General features: G+C 66.6%; 14 protein-coding genes and 1 pseudogene. 8 read left to right on the top strand and 7 right to left on the bottom strand.

The features are described from left to right. Positions 1-22 precede the first annotated feature (22 nt). Together CKW46_RS00340 and mhuD are read right to left on the bottom strand one after the other, a co-directional pair. Positions 23-1,393, bottom strand: a complete 1,371-nt coding sequence (locus tag CKW46_RS00340) for a serine hydrolase (RefSeq protein ID WP_482052645.1) — start codon at positions 1,391-1,393, stop codon at positions 23-25. Continuing rightward, positions 1,368-1,685, bottom strand: a complete 318-nt coding sequence (gene mhuD, locus CKW46_RS00335) for a mycobilin-forming heme oxygenase MhuD (RefSeq protein WP_012396612.1) — start codon at positions 1,683-1,685, stop codon at positions 1,368-1,370. The genes CKW46_RS00340 and mhuD overlap by 26 nt, the downstream gene beginning before the upstream one ends. A 55-nt stretch (positions 1,686-1,740) precedes the next feature. Between mhuD and CKW46_RS00330 the strand changes: the two genes are divergently transcribed. Beyond that, positions 1,741-2,508 (top strand): alpha/beta fold hydrolase, encoded by a 768-nt coding sequence (locus CKW46_RS00330; RefSeq protein WP_012396611.1) that lies wholly within the window; start codon positions 1,741-1,743, stop codon positions 2,506-2,508. 7 nt (positions 2,509-2,515) lie between these two features. On the opposite strand, the gene CKW46_RS00325 is transcribed toward CKW46_RS00330, so the two are convergent. Then, positions 2,516-3,427, bottom strand: coding sequence for an iron-sulfur binding domain-containing protein (locus tag CKW46_RS00325; RefSeq protein WP_036426184.1), 912 nt, complete (start codon positions 3,425-3,427; stop codon positions 2,516-2,518). On the opposite strand from CKW46_RS00325, the gene CKW46_RS00320 reads away from it, so the two are divergent. Both CKW46_RS00320 and CKW46_RS00315 read left to right on the top strand, forming a co-directional pair. Then, the gene (locus tag CKW46_RS00320; protein WP_117437632.1) at positions 3,426-4,043 is read left to right on the top strand and encodes a carbonic anhydrase; all 618 of its coding nucleotides are present in this window, start codon (positions 3,426-3,428) and stop codon (positions 4,041-4,043) included. The genes CKW46_RS00325 and CKW46_RS00320 overlap by 2 nt on opposite strands. A 113-nt stretch (positions 4,044-4,156) precedes the next feature. Next, positions 4,157-4,954, top strand: a complete 798-nt coding sequence (locus CKW46_RS00315; protein WP_085979928.1) for a hypothetical protein — start codon at positions 4,157-4,159, stop codon at positions 4,952-4,954. 11 nt (positions 4,955-4,965) lie between these two features. On the opposite strand, the gene disA is transcribed toward CKW46_RS00315, so the two are convergent. The 3 genes from disA to CKW46_RS00300 are packed head-to-tail and all read right to left on the bottom strand — an operon-like array spanning position 4,966 to position 8,135. Next, entirely contained in the window at positions 4,966-6,042 is a 1,077-nt protein-coding gene (disA, locus tag CKW46_RS00310; protein WP_015357441.1) for a DNA integrity scanning diadenylate cyclase DisA, read from the bottom strand. Positions 6,043-6,060: 18 nt separating this feature from the next. Beyond that, entirely contained in the window at positions 6,061-7,536 is a 1,476-nt protein-coding gene (radA, locus tag CKW46_RS00305) for a DNA repair protein RadA (protein WP_482052644.1), read from the bottom strand. 41 nt (positions 7,537-7,577) lie between these two features. Continuing rightward, positions 7,578-8,135, bottom strand: coding sequence for a copper chaperone PCu(A)C domain-containing protein (locus CKW46_RS00300; protein WP_012396605.1), 558 nt, complete (start codon positions 8,133-8,135; stop codon positions 7,578-7,580). A gap of 442 nt (positions 8,136-8,577) precedes the next feature. Between CKW46_RS00300 and carD the strand changes: the two genes are divergently transcribed. The 5 genes from carD to rlmB are packed head-to-tail and all read left to right on the top strand — an operon-like array spanning position 8,578 to position 12,657. Then, complete coding sequence (gene carD, locus CKW46_RS00295; RefSeq protein ID WP_003419482.1) at positions 8,578-9,066, top strand: RNA polymerase-binding transcription factor CarD; 489 nt, start codon at positions 8,578-8,580, stop codon at positions 9,064-9,066. 16 nt (positions 9,067-9,082) lie between these two features. Continuing rightward, a complete protein-coding gene (ispD, locus tag CKW46_RS00290; RefSeq protein WP_117437629.1) occupies positions 9,083-9,766 on the top strand; it encodes a 2-C-methyl-D-erythritol 4-phosphate cytidylyltransferase in 684 nt (227 codons plus the stop codon). Beyond that, a complete protein-coding gene (gene ispF, locus CKW46_RS00285) occupies positions 9,763-10,260 on the top strand; it encodes a 2-C-methyl-D-erythritol 2,4-cyclodiphosphate synthase (protein WP_012396603.1) in 498 nt (165 codons plus the stop codon). Before ispD ends, ispF begins: the two co-directional genes overlap by 4 nt. 57 nt (positions 10,261-10,317) lie before the next feature. Further along, the gene (gene cysS, locus CKW46_RS00280; RefSeq protein WP_117437628.1) at positions 10,318-11,724 is read left to right on the top strand and encodes a cysteine--tRNA ligase; all 1,407 of its coding nucleotides are present in this window, start codon (positions 10,318-10,320) and stop codon (positions 11,722-11,724) included. Continuing rightward, positions 11,725-12,657, top strand: a complete 933-nt coding sequence (gene rlmB, locus CKW46_RS00275) for a 23S rRNA (guanosine(2251)-2'-O)-methyltransferase RlmB (protein ID WP_011741799.1) — start codon at positions 11,725-11,727, stop codon at positions 12,655-12,657. A 22-nt stretch (positions 12,658-12,679) separates the two neighbouring features. On the opposite strand, the pseudogene CKW46_RS00270 reads toward rlmB, so the two are convergent. Continuing rightward, positions 12,680-13,920 (bottom strand): annotated as a pseudogene (locus tag CKW46_RS00270) (SLC13 family permease). Between the last annotated feature and the right edge of the window lie 6 nt (positions 13,921-13,926).

The following is a 13,926-nucleotide window of genomic DNA, read 5'->3' as shown; positions in this document are numbered from 1 at the left end:
TTCGCAGCCGCGGTATGGACCGCTATTCGGGAGCGACGAGCGCGAAGACCTGCTTGGCGACCTGCAGCATCCATCCGGTCACATTCGGTCCATGGTCACGCGGCCAGTTCAGCTGGAAGCTCACCACCCACGGTTGCCCGGTCTTGTCCTCCGCATACCAGCTGAAGGTCAAGTCTCCCGGCAGACCACCGGCTTTCGCGCCGATGTAGGGCCAGTAGTTGCGGTCTAGCGCAATGCCCGCGACGGCGGACAGGATCTTTCGCACCGGTGCGGCGGGACCGACCGCATCGGCCTGCAGTGCCAGGTGGGCCCGGCAGATGTCCTCGGCGCTGCCATACCATTCGGCACCGTAGTTTGAGGCCGGGGTGTGGGCACGAGTCGGATCGGGGCGGTACGGAGTCGAATCGGCCTGTTCGAGTAATGCCGCTCGCTGTTGCGCAGACGCCTGCTTCCATTGCTCCCGCAGATCGGGTTGACCCCAACCCACCGAGAACAGCTCATACATGGTGGGGAAAGGAGTCATGCTGGCCGGATCGTGATGGCCGGCGGTGGCCAGCGCCTGCTCGATGGTGTGCTTGCCCAGCCGCCCGATCAGCAAGTCGGTGGCCATGTTGTCGCTATTGGCGATCATTTTCTCGGCCGCCCGGCGTACCGAAACATGGTCGCCGGGAGATAATTCCAGGCCAGAGGAGCCGACGGCCTTGCTCTTGGCGGTAACGGTCAGCTGGTCGTCCCAGGATGCGGTGCCGCTCTTGATTGCATCCGCCAGGGCATGCAGCACGTACAACTTGAAAATCGATGCCAGGGGTAGAGGTTGGTTGGTGTTGGTGCCCGCGACTCGAGTGCACTGTCCCTTTTCGACCTTGGACACCTGGTAGGAGTATCGGGCGCCGGTCTTGCTCAATACGGCATCGACGTCGCGCCAGGCGGTGATTGTCGGTGGGGGAAGCGTCTCGAGTTCGAACCGGTCCACCCAGCCGCCGTCATCGGTGTGCAGGCGGATGTCCTGTCGCGCGCCGTAGGAGGAGGTCAGGTGCAGCGTTGTCACGCTGGCGCTGATGTCCACACTGTCGAGGGCGAACGGCCGGTCCCACCAGAGTCCCTCCATGGTGGCTTCGACCGAGTCGACCTTGCTGGGCGCGGCCAGCGTGGCCACTCCGGCCGGGCCGATCGGCCAGTCCGAATTGAGCATGTCCATGGTCTGCTGGGCGCGCAGACCCGGTGGAGTCACGGTGTCGATCCGGCGCTGCGGGTTGGCCGCGTTGGCCGATGGGGTTGGCGAGGACGAGCACCCAGGTGTCAGCGTCAGCACCAGCGCCGCGGCGGCGGTGAGCACCGTCGCGCGGCGCAGCCGGTTGCGGCGCCGGCTAGTCAGCCGGCGTGTTCCCTGCAACGTCGAGCACAACCTCGAATTCCAATAGCGAGGCGCCGGTTGACACGGGATTGGCCCGTTCGCCGGCATGAGCTTCTTTGGCGGGCCCGTTCGCCCAAGCCTGGAACGCTTCATCAGACTCCCAGTGTGTCACCACGAAGTAGCGGTCTTCACCCTTGACTGGACGCAGTAATTGAAAGCCGAGAAAGCCCGGAGAGTTATCCACCGCGTGCGCGCGGTGGGCGAAGCGCTTTTCCAGTTCGGGGCCAGCGCCGGCCGGCACCGAGATTGCATTGATCTTCACCACTGGCATTCGGCTAGGTTACCGCGCCTGGCTCAAGCGTCGGCACGCCGCGCAAGATAGGTCTATGCCCACCGATCTGTTGACCTATCACGGCGGAGAGGGAGAGCCGTTGGTCCTGGTGCACGGGCTGATGGGCCGGGGCAGCACTTGGTCGCGTCAGCTGCCGTGGCTGACTCGCCTCGGTGCCGTGTATACCTACGACGCGCCCTGGCACCGCGGCCGCGACGTCGACGATCCGTATCCGATCAGCACCGAACGTTTCGTGGCCGACCTGGGTGAGGCGGTGGCCGAGCTGGGCGGGCCGGCCAGGCTGGTCGGACATTCGATGGGTGCCCTGCATTCGTGGTGTTTGGCCGCTGAGCGTCCCGGGCTGGTGTCGGCGTTGGTGGTCGAGGACATGGCGCCGGATTTCGTCGGCCGCACCACCGGCCCGTGGGAGCCGTGGTTGCACGCACTTCCCGTTGAATTCGATTCGGCCGATCAGGTATTCGCGGAATTCGGGCCGCTTGCCGGGCAGTACTTTCTGGAAGCCTTCGACCGCACGGCCACGGGGTGGCGCCTGCATGGGCACACCTCGCGGTGGATCCAGATCGCCGCTGAATGGGGTACGCGCGACTACTGGGCACAATGGCGGGCGGTGCGGCAGCCGGCGCTTCTGATCGAGGCCGGAAACTCCGTGACGCCGCCGGGCCAGATGCTTGCGATGGCCGAAGTCGACCGGTCAACTAAATATCTGCATGTTCCCGAGGCCGGACATCTGGTCCACGACGAGGCGCAGCTGGCGTATCGGCAGGCTGTCGAGGCGTTCCTGGCCGCCGAGCGCGTTCGGTAACGAGCTCCTACTCTTCGCCGGCCAGGGCGAAGAGCCCATCGGCAGTTTGGGTGACCAGGCCATCGGCCAGCAGCGAGTACAGCGCCCGGTCCCGCTGCGCGGTATCGGTCAGCCACGCCACGTCCAGCTGCGCACGAGTGACCGGCCCATTGTTGTCGCGCAACACATCTAGCAGCCGTCCGCGCACTTGGCGATCGGTTCCGGCGTAGGTCTGAACGCGCCGGGCCGGGCAGGTTGCGGGCGGATAGCCGGCCCGCCGCCAGGCGCACTCGGCAAGCGGGCACTGTCCGCATCGCGGCGCCCGGGCGGTACACACCGTCGCACCCAGCTCCATCAGGGCCACCGAAAACCGCGGCGCCAGCTCGTCGTCGGGCAGCAGTGCGGACACCTCGGCATGGTCCCGGGTGGCCGACGGTGAACCCGCTTCGGCGCGGCCATGGACGGCTCGGGCCACCACCCGCCGGACATTGGTGTCCACCACCGGAACCCGCTGCCGGTACGCGAAGCAGGCCACCGCTCGTGCGGTGTAGCTCCCGACGCCGGGCAGGGTCAGCAGGGTATCGACGTCGTCGGGAACCACGTCGTCGTGGTCACCGGCGATGACCATGGCGCATTCATGCAAGCGCTTGGCCCGCCGTGGATAACCCAACTTGCCCCAGGCGCGCAGCACATCGGCGGCCGTCGCCGTCGCCGTCGCCGATGCGGTGGGCCAGCGCCGCACCCAGTCCGGCCAGATCGACAGCACCCGCGATACCGGGGTTTGCTGCAGCATGAACTCGCTGACCAGGATCTGCCACGGGCTCACGTCGGGCGCCCGCCAGGGCAGGTCGCGGCAACAACGCTCATACCAGGCGACAAGATTAGTGGCCGGTATGTGTTCGGGGCAGGTCATCGAAGGTTGCGGCACAATGGCTGGCATGCCCAACACCAATCCGATAACCGCCTGGAAAGCACTCAGTGAGGGTAACGAGCGATTCGTCGCCGGCAAGCCCCTGCACCCCAGTCAAAGCGTCGATCACCGTGCCAGCCTGGCTTCCGGGCAGAAGCCGACGGCGGTCATCTTCGGGTGCGCGGACAGCCGCGTGGCCGCCGAGATCATCTTCGACCAGGGCCTGGGCGACATGTTCGTGGTCCGCACCGCCGGTCACGTCATCGACTCGGCCGTGTTGGGCTCCATCGAGTACGCGGTTACGGTGCTCAACGTGCCGCTTGTGGTCGTGCTCGGCCATGACAGCTGCGGGGCCGTCAACGCGGCTTTGACGGCGATCAACGAGGGCAGCGTGCCCGGTGGTTACGTGCGGGACGTGGTGGAGCGGGTGGCTCCGTCGATTCTGATGGGTCGGCGGGACGGCCTGAAGCGGGTCGACGAGTTCGAACAGCGCCACATTCAGGAGACGGTTGCCCAGCTGATGGCGCGGTCGACGGCGATATCGAAGCGAGTCGCGGCGGGCACGCTGGCCATCGTGGGGGTCACCTACCAGCTTTCCGACGGACAGGCGGTGCTGCGCGACCATGTCGGTGATATCGGCGCATAGGGGCGGTTAGGGCACGTCTTGGAGAGCCCCTAACATGGCCGTTCCCCAGCTAACCCGGCGACACGCCGAGTCGGGTCAAACGAGTCGGCGTGACCTGGGCCTACGGTGTGAATGTGCTGGATCTGGAACCGCGTGGCCCGCTACCCACCGAGATCTACTGGCGGCGCAGGGGACTGGCCCTGGGCATCGCGGTCGTAGTGATCGGGGTGGCCGTCGCCGCTGTGATCGCCTTCGTCGGGAGTAATGCGGGCGCCAAGCCTGCCAATGCCGATAAACCGGCGGGTGCGCAAGACCATCCGGGGTCAAGTGCGCCGCAAGCGCCGCAACCGGCCGGGCAGACCGAAGGTAATGCTCCGGGCGCGCCGCCGCAGGGGCAGAATCCGGAGACACCCACCCCCACCGCCGCGGTACAACCGCCGCCGGTGCTCAAGGAGGGCGACGACTGCCCGGATTCCACGTTGGCCGTCAAGGGTCTGACGAACGCGCCCCAGTACTACATCGGTGACCAGCCGAAGTTCACCATGGTCGTCACCAATATCGGGCTGGTGGCCTGCAAGCGGGACGTGGGCGCCGCGGTGCTCGCGGCCTACGTGTACTCGCTGGACAACAAGCGGTTGTGGTCCAACCTGGACTGCGCGCCATCCAATGAGACCTTGGTCAAGACATTTGCCCCCGGTGAGCAGGTGACTACCGCGGTGACGTGGACCGGGATGGGATCGGCGCCCAAGTGCCCATTGCCGAGGCCCGCGATTGGGCCCGGAACCTACAACCTGGTCGTGCAGCTGGGTAACCTGCGGTCGCAGCCGGTTCCATTCATCTTGAATCCTGCGCCGCAGCCTCCCGGTCCGTTACCGGCTCCCGGCCCGGCTTTGGCGCCACCGCCCGAGGCGCCGCCCGCCCAGGGCGGGTAGGCGGGCGCACGTCACTGGTCGGCGATCGTCGACTCGGCCAGCTGCGATAGCCCCTCTCGGACGTGAGGGGCCCACGTCGAGCCGATGCCTTCCACCGATTGCAGGTCGCTGGCGCTGGCCGCGAGCAAGCCCTGCAGGCTGCCAAAGGCCCGGACCAGCAGGTCGGTATGGCTGAACTGCAGCCGCGGGATGCCCGACATGGCGCGGTAGCCGCGCGGGCTCAGCGCCGAGTCCTGCGCCTCGGTGGTGGACGGATATCCGAAGATCTTCGCCAGCGCGTTGAAATCGAGTAGCTCGGTGTCGGTGATGGCATCCAGCTCGTCGAGGGTCGCGGTGATCTGTGCGGTGGCCAGCGGTTCGTGGTTGGCGTAGTAATCCCGGACAATCAACTCCCGGGCGGTTTCGTTGTCGCCGAGCAACTCCTCGAGCTGCAGCCGCAGTTGTCGCCCATCGGTGCCGAGTTCGACCACGTCGTTGTCGATCTCGATGCCGATTCGCCGCACCAACTCGAGTCGCTGCACCACCGTCATCACGTCGCGCAGCGTCACGAAATCCTCGATCTCCGCGCGGGATAGCTGCCGGCTGACCTCGTCGAGCCTGGTCTTGTACCGCTCCAGGGTCGCGATGGCCTGGTTGGCGTGCGACAGGATGGTGGCCGAATCGCTCAGCACGTGTCGCTCACCGCCGACGTAGACGGTCACGATGTTCATCGAGTGGCTCACCGAAATCGCCGGATAGCCGGTCTGGATGGCGGCCCGTTCCGCCGAACGGTGGCGGGTGCCCGATTCGTCGGTGGGTATCGACGGGTCCGGAACTAGCTGCACGTTGGCCCGGATGAACCGGCTGCCATCGGTGGACAGCACCACGGCGCCGTCCATTTTGCACAGTTCCCGTAACCGGGTGGGCGCATAGCGCACATCGAGGGGGAACCCGCCGTCGCAGATGGCCTCGACGTTCTCATCGTGGCCCAGCACGATCAGGGCTCCGGTGCGGCCGCGCAGAATGCGCTCTAGGCCGTCCCGTAGCCCCGTGCCGGGCGCCAGCCGGGCAACAGCCTCACGAAGTGTCGGACGATTCACAGCGTGCATTCTGCTATGCGTCCGCCGCTAGTGGGAGGTGTCTAGCCGATGCACCTTCGCCGAAGGGGCGCTGCGGTGGTCGGCGATGTCGATCATGTGCTCGAGTGCGGCCACGATTGTGGGCGCGCAGAGCGTGCGCAGGCCCGCCGGCACCGCCTCGCAGCCGGGCGGGACCAGTGCGATGTTGAATCCCTGCCGGGCGGCCTCGGCCAGGCGCCGGTCCATCCCGTTGACCCGCCGCAGGTCGCCCGCCAGGCCGACCTCGCCGATCATCACCGCGGTGGTGGGTAGCGGCAGGTTCGCATACGCCGAGGCCAGTGCGATCGCGACGGCCAGATCCGATGAGGGATCGGTCAACCGCATCCCGCCGACGGTGGACAGATACATGTCGTTGACGGCCAGTGCCAGCCGCGCGTGTTTTTCCAGGACGGCGCTGATCATGGCGGCCCGGGCATGGTCGATCCCGCTGACAGCGCGTCTGGGTGCCCCGCCGTTCGGCGTCGCCAGCAACGCCTGGACTTCCCCGATAAGGGGGCGCTTTCCATCCAGGGTCACCGTGATCGCGGTGCCGGGAACCGGTGTGGGGCGTTGATCCAGGAACAGGTTGGACGGATCGGCTACGCCCTCGATCCCGTTATCGTGCAGCAGGAAGCAACCCACCTCGTCAGCCGCGCCGAACCGATTCTTGACGCCACGGACCATTCGCAACCCGCCGTTGCGGTCGCCTTCGAAGTGCAGCACGACGTCGACCAGGTGTTCTAGCGAGCGGGGGCCGGCGATGGCTCCATCCTTGGTGACGTGCCCGACGAGAATCAGCGCGAAGCCATTGGACTTGGCCGCCGCGGTGAGCGCGGCGGTGACGGCGCGCACCTGTGTCACCCCGCCGGTAACGCCGTCGACCTCGCTGGTGGACATCGTCTGTACCGAGTCGACGATCACCAATGCCGACCCAACCGTGTCGATGTGGTCCAAGACCGCGTGCAGGTCGGATTCGGCGGCCAGATAGATCTCCGCGCTGTTGTCGATCGCTGAGACCTCGGAGATATCGGGGGCCGCCGGGCCGCCGCAGCCGATCCGGTCGGCGCGCAGCCGGATCTGCCCCGCGGACTCTTCGCCGGAGATGTACAAAACGCGTTGCCCCGACTGCGCCCAGCGGTGGGCCACTTCGAGCAGCAGCGTCGACTTGCCGACACCGGGCTCGCCGGCCAGCAGCGTCACCGAACCCGGCACCACACCGCCGCCGAGCACCCGGTCGAGTTCGTCGATGCCGGTAGGGCGGTGCCGGCTGAGATTGGGCTGGACGGAACTTATCGGAACGGCCTGCGACGTCGGTACCGCCGGACCGTGCTCCCGGCGACCCAGGCGACTGCCTCCGCCGACTGCGCTGAGAACGGACACTTCTTCGACGGTGCCCCAGCTGCTGCACTCCGGGCATCGCCCCACCCACTTGGCGGTGAGATACCGGCAGTCCGCGCAGCGGTATTGCAAACGTGCGTTGGCCACGCGGTGACCGTATCGGCTGGGTCTGACAGCCGGCCGGACGCTTAGTGCTTGTCTGGCTCGGCGGCTTCCACGTGCGGCTCGGCCAACGGCGCGGAAATGGGCACCATCACCGAGCCCTGCCCGGCCTTCTCGAAGTTGAAGGTGAAGTTGTACATCAGACCGTTGGTGATCGGCTTGGCCAACGCGACGGTGGCCTTGGCCGATTCATTCGAGTCCAGCGGACCCGGTGCGACGAGCTGGCCGTCCGGTGTGCCGATGAACAACATGCCGCCCGCCGGTAGTTGAGCGTCGCCGGTCATCGTGACCTTGCCGATGTCGCTGGTGATGCTGACGAGCCGATCCGACAAATCCGGTGACTGGTTCACTGCCACCAGCACCAAGTCCACATTGTGGCCGGGACGCAGGAAATCACTGGTCCGTTGGAGGGCCTGGATGCGGATGTCGCGCAGCGCGACGTTGTTGATGGTGAGCCTGTTGCCGTTGACCGCCGACTCCTGCGACGCGGTTTGCGAGATCTGACCCGCTCCACAACCGCTGAGCAGGGTGGCAGTCAGAGCGACCAGGCCGACCGATACGAGGCGGATTTTGAACAGGTTCACTCGAAGCCTCCCGCTGGGTTCGGAGCATCGTCGATCACATGACGGCGTACTGACACCGATTCGACTATGCACAGTAGTAGGTAGCCGCCGCGGACGGTAGCGCAGGCGGCCTCGGCGCCGTCGTGGCGTCGCGATGGTTGGCGCCAGACCCGCGTGATCGGCGCCCCGACCAGGGCCGCCGGGGTGGTGAGCCTCGGCTTGGTCCAGCCGTAGTGAGACGGGATGTCTTCCCGGTTGTCGGGTTTGGGTGGGCGGTCACATGTTCGCTGGCTGTGGGCGTGTCGGGGGTCGTCGAAGCGGCCGCGAACAGGGCTGGACGATGCACGTTTTGCACCTCCTGTCAACCCCCAATGTTGAGCCGCGATGCCCCTGACCTGCACCGTTGGACCGCAGTCGTTAGGGGGGCGTGTTAGCATGGAGTGACGAAAGGGGCCTAAATCAGATGATCTTCAAGGTCGGTGACACCGTTGTCTACCCACACCACGGTGCTGCGTTAGTCGAGGCGATCGAAACCCGGACCATCAAAGGGGAACAAAAAGAGTATCTCGTCTTGAAGGTGGCGCAGGGCGACCTGACGGTTCGAGTGCCCGCTGAGAACGCTGAGTACGTCGGAGTTCGCGATGTCGTCGGTCAGGAAGGCCTCGACAAAGTCTTCCAGGTGCTGCGCGCCCCGCACACCGAAGAGCCGACCAACTGGTCCCGTCGTTACAAGGCCAACCTGGAGAAACTCGCTTCGGGCGATGTAAACAAGGTGGCCGAGGTGGTTCGCGATCTGTGGCGTCGCGACCAGGAGCGCGGTCTGTCGGCCGGCGAGAAGCGCATGCTGGCAAAAGCCCGCCAGATTCTGGTCGGCGAACTGGCTCTGGCCGAAAGCACCGATGACGCTAAAGCGGAAACAATCCTCGACGAGGTTTTGGCCGCCGCTTCCTGATATCCCGAGTCGTTAGGTGGCCGGGGGAACCCAGGGCGTCGCCGCGATTGTTCCGGCCGCAGGGTCGGGTCAGCGGCTCGCGGCTGGCGTGCCTAAGGCGTTCTATCAACTCGAAGGTCAAACTCTGGTTGAGCGAGCCGTCAGGGGCTTGCTCGAATCCGGGGTGGTGGACACCGTCGTGGTGGCGGTACCCCCAGATCGCACCGACGAGGCAAAGCTGATCCTGGGCCGCGAGGCCACCATTGTGGCCGGCGGCGCCGATCGCACCGAAAGTGTGAGCCGGGCCTTGTCCGCCTTGTCTGCCGGCGTCTCGCCGGAATTCGTACTTGTCCATGACGCTGCGCGGGCGCTGACGCCGCCGGCACTGGTCGTGCGGTTGGTCGACATGTTGCGGGCTGGCCATGCCGCGGTCGTACCGGTGCTGCCGCTCACTGACACAATCAAGGCTGTGGATGCCAATGGGGTGGTTCGGGGTACGCCGGAACGCGCGGGGCTGAGGGCGGTGCAGACCCCGCAGGGGTTCTCCACCGAACTGCTGCTGCGCGCCTACCGACACGCGGGCGTCTCCGCCTTCACCGATGACGCATCGCTGGTTGAGCATGTCGGTGGGCAGGTGCACGTGGTTGCCGGCGACCCGCTGGCGTTCAAGATCACCAACCGTCTCGATCTGTTGCTGGCCCACGCGGTTGTGCGCGGGTGAACGGCCTACCCCGAGTGGGCCTGGGTGTTGACGTTCACCCGATCGAGCCCGGAAGACCATGCTGGCTGGTGGGGCTGCTGTTCCCGAGCGCCGACGGCTGCGCCGGGCATTCCGACGGGGACGTCGCCGCGCATGCGCTGTGTGATGCCGTGTTGTCGGCGGCCGGGCTGGGCGACATCGGTGACGTGTTCGGCGTCGGTGATCCACGCTGGGAAGGGGTCAGCGGCGCCACCATGCTGCGTCATGTGGTCGAGCTGATCACGCAGCACGGCTATCGGGTCGGCAACGCCTCCGTGCAGGTGGTCGGCAACCGGCCGAAGATCGGCTGGCGACGTTACGAGGCCCAGGCGGTGTTGTCCCGATTGCTCAACGCCCCGGTGTCGGTATCGGCCACCACCACTGACGGACTTGGCCTGACCGGACGCGGCGAAGGTTTGGCCGCGATCGCGACGGCATTGGTGGTTTCCCTGCGTGATCCGCTGGGATCCCAGTAGGGCTCAGCGCGACGCTTGCCGCCATCGCATATCGCGCAGGCAGTAAGCTGGCACGCCGTGACCGAACGTGCCGGCTTGCGGCTACATGACACGGCGGCAGGTGCCGTGCGTGATTTCGTTCCGCTGCGCGAGGGCCACGTCTCCATCTACCTCTGCGGAGCGACGGTGCAGGGTCTTCCCCACATCGGTCACGTCCGCAGCGGGGTTGCCTTCGACATCCTGCGGCGCTGGCTGATGGCGCGGGGTTTTGACCTCGCCTTCATCCGCAATGTGACCGACATCGACGACAAGATCCTCAACAAGGCAGCCGCTGCCGAGCGCCCGTGGTGGGAATGGGCCGCCACCTACGAGCGTGCGTTTACCGCGGCCTACGACGCGCTGGACGTCCTTCCGCCTTCAGCGGAGCCCAGGGCCACCGGCCACGTGACTCAGATGGTTGAGCTGATCGAGCGGCTGATCGAACGGGGCCACGCCTATGCCGGTGGTGGCGACGTCTATTTCGATGTCCTGAGCTATCCCGATTACGGCCAGCTGTCCGGGCACAAGGTCGACGACGTCCATCAGGGCGAGGGGGTGGCGACCGGTAAGCGTGACCAGCGCGATTTCACCTTGTGGAAGGGTGCGAAACCGGGCGAGCCGTCCTGGCCGACGCCATGGGGCCGCGGGCGCCCGGGCTGGCACCTGGAATGCTCCGCCATGGCTCGCACTTACCTCGGCGCACAGTTCGACATCCATTGCGGTGGGATGGATTTGATCTTTCCCCATCACGAGAATGAGATTGCGCAGAGCCGGGCCGCCGGCGACGGGTTCGCCCGCTATTGGTTGCACAACGGGTGGGTGACCATGGGCGGGGAAAAGATGAGCAAGTCGCTGGGCAACGTGTTGGCGATTCCGACCATGCTGCAGCGGGTCCGCCCGGCCGAATTGCGCTACTACCTGGGTAGCGCTCACTATCGGTCGATGCTCGAGTTCTCCGATATCGCCCTGCAGGACGCGGTGAACGCCTACGTCGGGGTTGAGGAGTTCCTGCACCGGGTGCGCAGCCGGGTCGGTGCCGTCGTTGTGGGTGATTGGACGCCGCGATTCGCCGCAGCGCTCGACGACGATCTTTCGGTCCCGATCGCGCTGGCCGAAATTCACCACACCCGCGCCGAAGGCAACCGCGCGCTCGACGCCGGGGACCACGATGCAGCGCTGCAAAGCGCAAGCTCAATTCGCGCGATGATGGGCATCCTGGGCTGCGACCCGCTCGACGAACGCTGGGAATCTCGGGACGAGACGTCGGCCGCGTTGGCGGCCGTCGACGTGCTGGTCCAGGCCGAGTTGGAGAACCGCCAGAAGGCGCGCGAAGAGCGCAACTGGGCGCTGGCCGATGAGATTCGCAACCGCCTCAAGAACGCCGGTATCGAGGTCACCGATACCGCCGACGGACCGCAGTGGCTGTTGGGTGGTGACGGTAAGTAGATGGCTGGTAATTCTCAGCGCCGGGGAGCGATACGCAAGTCGGGCACCAAGAAGGGCACCAGCGTCGGGTCCGGCGGCCAGCGCCGTCGTGGTCTGGAAGGGCGCGGTCCCACGCCGTCGGCACACATGCGGCCCAACCATCCCGCCGCGAAGCGGGCCAAAGCGCAGCAGCGCCGGCCGGCCCGAGGCCGCACTGACGAAACCGAAACCGTGCTGGGCCGCAACCCGGTGCTGGAATGCCTGCGGGCCGGCGTGCCGTCGACGGCGCTCTACGTCGCGCTTGGTGTCGAAGCGGACGAGCGACTGACCGAGTCCGTCTCTCGAGCCGCCGACTCCGGAATTCCGATTCTCGAAGTGCCCCGGACCGATTTGGACCGGATGACCGCCAACCATCTTCATCAGGGCATCGCGCTGCAGGTGCCGCCGTACAACTACGCCCATCCCGATGATCTGCTGGCTGCCGCATTGGATACGCCGCCAGCGCTTCTGGTCGCGTTGGACAACATCTCCGACCCGCGCAACCTCGGCGCCATCGTGCGTTCGGTGGCGGCCTTCGGCGGCCACGGCGTGCTAATCCCACAACGTCGTTCGGCTTCGGTGACGGCGGTAGCGTGGCGCACCAGCGCCGGGGCGGCTGCCCGGATGCCGGTCGCGCGGGCCACCAATCTCACCCGAGCCCTGAAGGATTGGGCCGATCGCGGCGTGCGGGTGGTGGGCCTGGATGCCGGCGGCGACACCGCCATCGACGACCTGGACGGCAGCGACCCGATCGTGGTGGTCGTCGGTTCGGAAGGCAAGGGGCTGTCCCGGCTGGTGCGGCAGACCTGCGATGAGGTGGTATCGGTGCCGATGGCCGGCCCGACCGAATCGCTGAACGCCTCCGTGGCCGCCGGTGTGGTGCTCGCCGAAATCGCCCGTCAGCGCAGAACCTGACGCCGGCCGCGCACCAGCTCGATCACAGGCCCAGCAGTCGCACGCTGACCCACAACCCGATTACCGCGGCTACCAGCGCAACCGGGACTGTGCACAACCCGAGTCGGGTGTACTCGCTGACCCCGGCCTCGACGTTGTGCTGGCGCAGTACCCGCCGCCACAGCAGATTCGAGAGCGAACCTACATAGGTCAGGTTAGGTCCGATGTTGACCCCGATCAGCACCGCCAGTACGGCAGCCGGACCGTTGCCCGCCACCAACGGCATCAATACCAGCGTCGCGGGCAGGTTGTTGACCACGTTGGCCAGCAGCGCGGCCACCGTGGCGATCACCAGGAGCGCCGTCAGCCCCGATCCCGATGGCACCACCGCGGACATCTTGTCAGCGATTCCGCTGAGCATGACGGCCTGAACGACCACCCCCAGCGCCAGCACGAACACCAGGAACGACACATTGGCCGAGCGGGCAATCTCGATTACCGAGGTGTGGCGATGGCGCAGACTGCGCACCGCCAGTACGGAGGCACCGGCCAGGGCCGCCCATGCGGGCGCCACGCCCAGCGACTCGGCGGTGGCGAACCCGACCAGCGTCAGCGCCACGACCACCAAAACAAACACCGGCGGCCGCGGTGGTGGCCCCACATGCTCACGATTGGGCTCTGCGACCAGATCCCGTGCGAAGAACCAGCGGAAGATCACGTACACCGCAGCTATCGCCAACAGCCACGGCAACGTCATCACCAGGGTGAATTTGGTGAACGAGATGTCGGCCCCACGGTAGGCGAGCAGGTTGGTTAGGTTTGACACCGGCAGCAACAGCGAGGCGGCATTGGCCAAGTGGGCCGTGGCGTAGGCATATGGCCGAACGGTGTTCGCAATCTGCGCACGGTGGCCAGGACCACCGGCGTCAACAGCACCACGGTGGCATCCAGACTCAGCGCCGCGGTGATCAGCGCGGCTACCACGAAAACCTGGCCTAGCAGCCCGTGTGAACTGCGGCTGGACCGCGCCATCGCGGCACCCGCGGCCTCGAACAGGCCTTCGTCGTCGCAGAGTTTGGCCAGGACCAGCACCGCGCCGAGGAAGGCGACCACTCCGGCCAACCCGGAAACCTGTGCCGCCGCCTGCTGCGGCGAGATGGCGCCCATCGCGATCAAGATGCCGGCCGCCGGAACCGCGGCCACCGCCTCGGGCCACCCGCGCGGACGTGCTACCGCAAACGCGAGGACTACCGCTAGCAGTAGCAGCGCAACCGTTAGTGTCAAGTTTCA

Origin of the sequence: Mycobacterium liflandii, from assembly GCF_022354805.1 — a bacterium.
Lineage (GTDB): Bacteria > Actinomycetota > Actinomycetes > Mycobacteriales > Mycobacteriaceae > Mycobacterium > Mycobacterium marinum.
The sequence above is the reverse complement of the archived record's forward strand: the minus strand, read 5'-3'. Positions and strand labels throughout refer to the sequence as shown.

Bases quoted from the DNA above. Each gene is read 5' to 3' on its own strand.
- CKW46_RS00330 (WP_012396611.1), top strand. From the start codon at position 1,741: ATGCCCACCGATCTGTTGACCTATCACGGCGGAGAGGGAGAGCCGTTG.
- disA (WP_015357441.1), bottom strand. From the start codon at position 6,042: ATGCACGCTGTGAATCGTCCGACACTTCGTGAGGCTGTTGCCCGGCTG.
- rlmB (WP_011741799.1), top strand. From the start codon at position 11,725: ATGGCTGGTAATTCTCAGCGCCGGGGAGCGATACGCAAGTCGGGCACC.
- carD (WP_003419482.1), top strand. From the start codon at position 8,578: ATGATCTTCAAGGTCGGTGACACCGTTGTCTACCCACACCACGGTGCT.
- CKW46_RS00325 (WP_036426184.1), bottom strand. From the start codon at position 3,427: ATGCCAGCCATTGTGCCGCAACCTTCGATGACCTGCCCCGAACACATA.
- CKW46_RS00320 (WP_117437632.1), top strand. From the start codon at position 3,426: ATGCCCAACACCAATCCGATAACCGCCTGGAAAGCACTCAGTGAGGGT.
- mhuD (WP_012396612.1), bottom strand. From the start codon at position 1,685: ATGCCAGTGGTGAAGATCAATGCAATCTCGGTGCCGGCCGGCGCTGGC.